The organism is Stenotrophomonas sp. RS-48, assembly GCF_030053245.1.
In the GTDB taxonomy this organism is placed as follows: domain Bacteria; phylum Pseudomonadota; class Gammaproteobacteria; order Xanthomonadales; family Xanthomonadaceae; genus Stenotrophomonas; species Stenotrophomonas maltophilia_P.
In genome coordinates this window covers 1-5,325 of record NZ_JASGBV010000135.1, presented here as the reverse complement: position 1 = coordinate 5,325, position 5,325 = coordinate 1, and the positions used below count along the sequence as shown (strand labels likewise).

Genomic DNA, 5,325 nt, shown 5'->3' with positions numbered 1-5,325 from the left:
CGAGGGCCATGGCCAGCGCCAGATGGTCCGAGAAGGCCGCCGGTACGGCTTCGACCGCGCGGGTCTGCAGGCTGCTGCTGACCAGGATGTGGTCGATGGCGCGGTCCGGGCGCCAGCTGGGGAACGTCGGCACGATGCAGCCTGGAGGCTGCAGCCGGGTCTTCTGGTACAGCACCTGCATTTCCGGTCGTTCGGCCAGGCAGTTGAAGTCACCCATCAGCACGGCGTTGGGGTGGTCGGACAGCAGCTCGGCGATGAAACCGAGCTGTGCCATCCGCGAGCCGGCACCCAGCGAGAGGTGGGCCACGGCCACGGCCAGACCGTCCCTGCCATCACCGAACCTGGCCAGCAGCACGCCACGCCCGCCGATGCGGCCGGGCAGGGCGTGGTCCTGCACCTCCACCGGCTCCAGTTTGCTCAGCAGGCCGTTGGCACTGGATGCAACCCCGCCCATGCGCCGGTTCGGCTGGTGGCTCCAGTAGTTGAAGCCGGCACGCTGGGCCAGGTAGTGGGTCTGGTTGGTGAAGCCCGAACGCAGGCTGCCTGGATCGGCTTCCTGCAGGCCAACGATGTCGTGCCCACGCGCCAGTGTGGCAATCGCATCAAGACTGCTGCGCTTGCGACCCGCCGGCAGCGCATGTGACCAGCTGCGGGTCACATAGTCGCTGTAGCGGCGGGTACTGGAGCCGGCCTGGATGTTGGCCGTCAGCAGACGCAGGGTCCGTGTAGAGGGGGAATTCACGGCCGGGGACAGCTTCTCTTGGATCAGTGAGCCTGGGCCGCACCGCGCTCGCGGGCGATCAGGTGGTCGGCGATGCGCAGCATGTCCGGGAAGCTCTTGCCCTTCACCAGGTACTTGCCGTTGACGATGATCGACGGGGTGCCGCTGATCTGGCTGCGCTGCGCGAACTGCTTGGCCGAGTTGGTCTTGGCATTCACCGCGAAGCTGCCCATGGTGGCGGCGAACTGCTTCGGATCGACGCCGTAGCCGGCGTAGAACTTGGCGATGTCCTCGACCGAATCACGGCCGCGTTCGCCCTTCAGGGTCTTCTGCGAGTGGATGGCGGCGTACAGCGCCTCGTGGGTCTTCTCCTGCACGCCCAGCGTCTGCGCGGCATAGAAGGCACGGGCGTAGTCGTCCCAGGTGCCGCCGAACATGGCGGGCACGTAGACGAAGTTCACGTCGCCCGGCAGACCGGCTTTCCACGGGCCGACCAGCGGCTGGAAGGCGGCGCAGGCCGGGCAGACGTAGCCGAAGATCTCGACCACTTCGACCTTGCCGGCAACCGGCTGGAAGGGCTGGCCGTTCGGAATTTCCTGGTAGTCCTCACCGGCCACCGGCGCCGGACCGGTCAGTGCGGTGGTCGTCGGGGCCGGAGCGGCCGCCGGAGCGGCTTCGGCGGCCTTCTCGCCTTCGGCTGCCGGGGCCGCGCCTGCGTTGTCAGTGGCCGGTGCCGCAGCGGGGTCGGTGCTGGCCGGGGTGGTGGTCGGCTCGGCCGGGGCGGCGGAGGTGTTGGCGGTGCCGTCGTCGGCCTTGCAGGCCGCCAGGATCGGCAGCAGCGCTGCGAGTGCGAGGGCGTAGCGGATCTTCATGGAAGCGTCTCCAGCATCTGGAATGGTGGGGCCGGCGGCGGGCGCCGGCCAGGGGGAAATGATGACACGCGGCGGCGACAGCGCCGTGTCGGGAGTGGGCGTTGGTTCAGCGGCCGCGGTTGGCGCGGACCTGGGCGATCAGCGCCGAGGCAATGCGCAGCTGGTCGTCGAAGCTGCTGCCGCGGACGAGATACTGGCCGTTGATGATCAGCGCGGGGGTACCGGGGATGCGGGTGCGCTGGGCAAATGCCCGCGCCGCGTCGACCTTCTTCTGCACGGCGTCGCCCCGCAGGGCCTGGGTGTAACGCTCGGGCGCCACGCCGTACGCCTTGTAGAAGGTGGCGAGCTCATCGGCCGAGACATTCTGCATCGGCAGGGTGCCCTGCTCGTGCAGAGCCTTGAACACGGCCGCATGGCTGCGCTTGGCGACGCCGACTTCTTCGGCGGCGTAATAGGCCAGCGCCCAGGCATCCCAGGCGCCCCCGAACGCCGCCGGCACCGGAGTGAAGCGCACATCCGCCGGCAGCTTGGCCGCCCAGGCTTCCAGCTGTGGTTCGAAACGCGCGCAGTGCGGGCAGGTGTAGCCGAACACCTCGACCACTTCGATCTTGCCGGCGAGCGGCTGGAACGGACCGGCCTGGGCGATGCGCTCGTAGTCGCGACCTTCGACCAGCGGGGCTGCGGCAGGGGCGGCACTGGCGGCCATCGGCAGCAGCACCAGCAGGGACAACAGCAGGCGGGGAATCAACCTCATCGACACGCATCTCCGTTGAAAAAGCAACGCCGGCGCAGTCGCCGGCGTGAAGGAAACATACCGCAGGCGCGGGCCGCGGTGGCGGCCCGGGCCGACCAGTGGCGGTCAGGGGGCGGCGGCCGGTCGTGCCGGCGTGGCTTCGGTGGCCACGTCGTCGGCCCGGTTGTGCAGGCCCTGCAGGTAGCTGGACAGCGCCTGCACTTCCTGTTCGGTCAGCTTCTGTGCCACCGCGGCCATGATCTGGAAGTGTGCTTTGTCGGTTTCGTTGGTCTGCCCGGCCTGGTACTCCTGCAGGCGGCGCGCGACATAGCTGGCGTGCTGCCCACCGATATGCGGGTAGGCCGGGCCCGGGTTGCCGGCGCCGCTGGGGCCGTGACAGGCCATGCAGGCCGGCAGCCCGCGCGACGCGTCGCCGCCGCGGTACAGCTGCTGGCCGATCTGGTAGAACTTCATGCCCTTGTAGGGACCTTCGGTCACCGCCGTGTCGTCGGCGATGCCGGCGGTGGCCTTCTGCGTGGCGAAGAACGCGCCGATGTCGCGCATGTCCTGCGGGGTGAGGTTCTGCACGAACGGCACCATCGCCACTGCCGCACCGGAGCTGCGCTGGCCGTTGGCGATCAGGGCCATCTGCTGGGCGACATAGCGCTCGCTCTGGCCGGCGATGGACGGGTACATCTCGACCGTGGAATTGCCGTCGGCACCATGGCAGGCCGCGCAGGCTGCAGCTTTGCCCTGGCCAGCCTTGGCATCGCCCCAGGTCGTCTTGCTGAAATCCACCTCCAGCGAGGCGGTGTTGATCGGCCCGTTGTCGGGCAGCGGGGTCAACGTGGTCTGCGCGAACGCAGCGGCGGCAACAACGACAGCAGTGGCAAGGGCGGATACGGCAAGAACGCGAGCGTGGCGCATGCTAAAGCTCCGTATGGACCGGGCCGGGCGGTGGCCGCCGGCATCGCCCGGATTATCAACGGCGTTTCCACGCACGGTCAACGAAGCAGTGCAGCAAAATCCCCGCTGGGGCCGTCGGCACGGGCGCGCGGCGCCGCAACATGCGATCCTATGCGCATGTCATTGCTCCTTGAACGCGCCCGTTACCACCTCTCGGCCCACAACGCGCGGCAGCTGCCGCCCGACGAAGGGGCCGAAGTGGCCTTCGCCGGCCGCTCCAACGCCGGCAAGTCCAGCGCCCTCAATGCGTTGACCCGGCAGAATGCCCTGGCCCGCGTCTCCAAGACCCCCGGCCGCACGCAGCAGCTGGTGTTCTTCCAGATCACCCCGGAAGCAAGCCTGGTCGACCTTCCCGGCTACGGCTACGCCAAGGTGCCGCTGGAGCTGCAGGCGCACTGGCAGGCCTTCATCGACAGGTACTTCCGTACCCGGGAGGCACTGAAGGGGCTGGTGGTGGTGATGGACATCCGCCACCCGCTGAAGGACTACGACCGCCAGATGCTGTCTTACGCCGTACAGCGCGGCCTGCCGGCGCATGCGCTGCTGACCAAGGCCGACAAGCTGGGCCGCGGCCAGCAGATGCAGACGCTGCAGAAGGTGCGCAAGGAACTGCAGTCGGCCTACGGCGACAGCGTCAGCGTGCAGGTGTTTTCCGGCGAAGACCGCACCGGCGTGGACGAAGCCCGTGCCGTGATCGGTGGCTGGCTGGGACTGGAATAACCTCTCGCCCGCCGGGCATGGCCCGGCGCTACCGGATCGGTGGGTGCCGACCTTGGTCGGCACACCCTCACAATGGCGAATACTCCGCCGGCACCCAGGCATAGGCCTGGCCTTCCCTGCGCACGTGGCCCAGGCCCGGGAAAGGCAGATGCGCACCCGCCACCCACCACGCCCCGGCGGTGGCCTGCTGCAACAGACTGCGGCGGCTGGCCGTGGCCGCCTTGCGGTCCGAATCGGCCTCGAACGCGGCTTTCGGGTGGGCGAACTGCACCGCGTGGAAGTGCAGCACGTCGCCCCACACCAGCAGTGACTGGCCCTGGCTGTCGAACCGGTAAGAGACGTGGCCGGGGGTGTGGCCATGAGTATCCATCGCCAGGGCACCGCCGGGGAGGGCATCGCCAGGCTGGAAGGTACGCAGGTGGCCGCTGGCCTGATAAGGCGCCACGGCGGTTCGGGCGAGCGGGAAGGCAAAGCGCACGCCCTCCGGTGCGGTGGTTTCGCTGGCCGGGTTGAGCCAGTAGTCCGCGTCGGCCCTGGACAGCCACACCGTCGCGTTCGGATAGGCCGGCTTGCCCTGCGCGTCGAGCACGCCGCACAGATGGTCGGGGTGGGCGTGGGTCAGCAGGATGTCGTCCACCTCGGCGGGATCCACGCCTGTGGCACGCAGGTTCCCCAGTACCTGGCCCAGGCCGGGACCGAAGCACTGTGCGGTGCCCGTGTCGACCAGGGTGAGGTGATTGCCCTGGCGGATCAGGTAAGCATTGACCGCGGTCTGCAGGCCCTTGCTGTCTTCGGGGACATAGCGGCCTTCCAGCAGGCGGGTGACCAGCGTCGGCGGCACGTCGACCACTTCCTGCCGGCCGAGTGCGACCACGCCATCGAACAGAGCGGTGACCTGCAGGGTGCCGATGCGGTGGTGATAGACGCCGGGCATCTGCCGGGTGGGTGCGGGTGAGGTGGCTTCGGCGAGTGCGGTCAGCGGCAGCGCAGCCAGGGCCAGCAGCAGGGCGCCGTGCAGCGGCAGGTGATGCAGGGTCATGAGGGTTCTCGATGGAGGACGGGCGGTTCCGTTGCGGCTAGCGTGCCGTGGCCGGCGTGCGCGCGGCGCTCAAACCGCTGCGCGGAATGCTCAGGGAGTGGGGGCTGGCAGGGCTGCGCCCTGCACCCGCAGAGGCAACGGCCGAAGCAACAGCGGGCTATCCGTGGATGGCGGGGTGGGTCCGGCTGCGGGGGACGCCGTAAATACGTCCCTGTAGGCTCGGTCGCGCCATCCATGGCGCTCACGCCCCCGCAACCGGACCCACCCCGCCTTC

The 5,325-nt window shown here is 69.1% G+C and carries 6 protein-coding genes; 1 reads left to right on the top strand and 5 read right to left on the bottom strand.

All coding sequences use genetic code 11. From position 1 onward, the window contains the following. The 4 genes from QMZ25_RS18700 to QMZ25_RS18685 all read right to left on the bottom strand — a co-directional run. The coding region (locus QMZ25_RS18700; RefSeq protein WP_283220118.1) for an endonuclease/exonuclease/phosphatase family protein at window positions 1-742 on the bottom strand (742 nt) is incomplete at its 3' end. Window positions 743-765: 23 nt separating this feature from the next. Further along, window positions 766-1,593, bottom strand: a complete 828-nt coding sequence (locus tag QMZ25_RS18695) for a thiol:disulfide interchange protein DsbA/DsbL (protein WP_053519866.1) — start codon at window positions 1,591-1,593, stop codon at window positions 766-768. Window positions 1,594-1,699: 106 nt separating this feature from the next. Next, the gene (locus QMZ25_RS18690) at window positions 1,700-2,347 is read right to left on the bottom strand and encodes a thiol:disulfide interchange protein DsbA/DsbL (protein WP_283220117.1); all 648 of its coding nucleotides are present in this window, start codon (window positions 2,345-2,347) and stop codon (window positions 1,700-1,702) included. 105 nt (window positions 2,348-2,452) lie between these two features. Further along, window positions 2,453-3,253, bottom strand: coding sequence for a c-type cytochrome (locus QMZ25_RS18685; protein ID WP_065175142.1), 801 nt, complete (start codon window positions 3,251-3,253; stop codon window positions 2,453-2,455). A gap of 156 nt (window positions 3,254-3,409) precedes the next feature. Here QMZ25_RS18685 and yihA point away from each other — a divergent pair, with 156 nt between their 5' ends. Continuing rightward, window positions 3,410-4,012 carry a ribosome biogenesis GTP-binding protein YihA/YsxC gene (gene yihA, locus QMZ25_RS18680; RefSeq protein WP_053519877.1) on the top strand — a complete coding sequence of 201 codons (603 nt, stop codon included), beginning with the start codon at window positions 3,410-3,412 and terminating at the stop codon, window positions 4,010-4,012. Between the two features lie 67 nt (window positions 4,013-4,079). Here yihA and QMZ25_RS18675 read toward each other — a convergent pair whose 3' ends face one another. Next, window positions 4,080-5,051, bottom strand: coding sequence for an MBL fold metallo-hydrolase (locus QMZ25_RS18675; protein WP_283220116.1), 972 nt, complete (start codon window positions 5,049-5,051; stop codon window positions 4,080-4,082). Window positions 5,052-5,325: the final 274 nt, after the last annotated feature.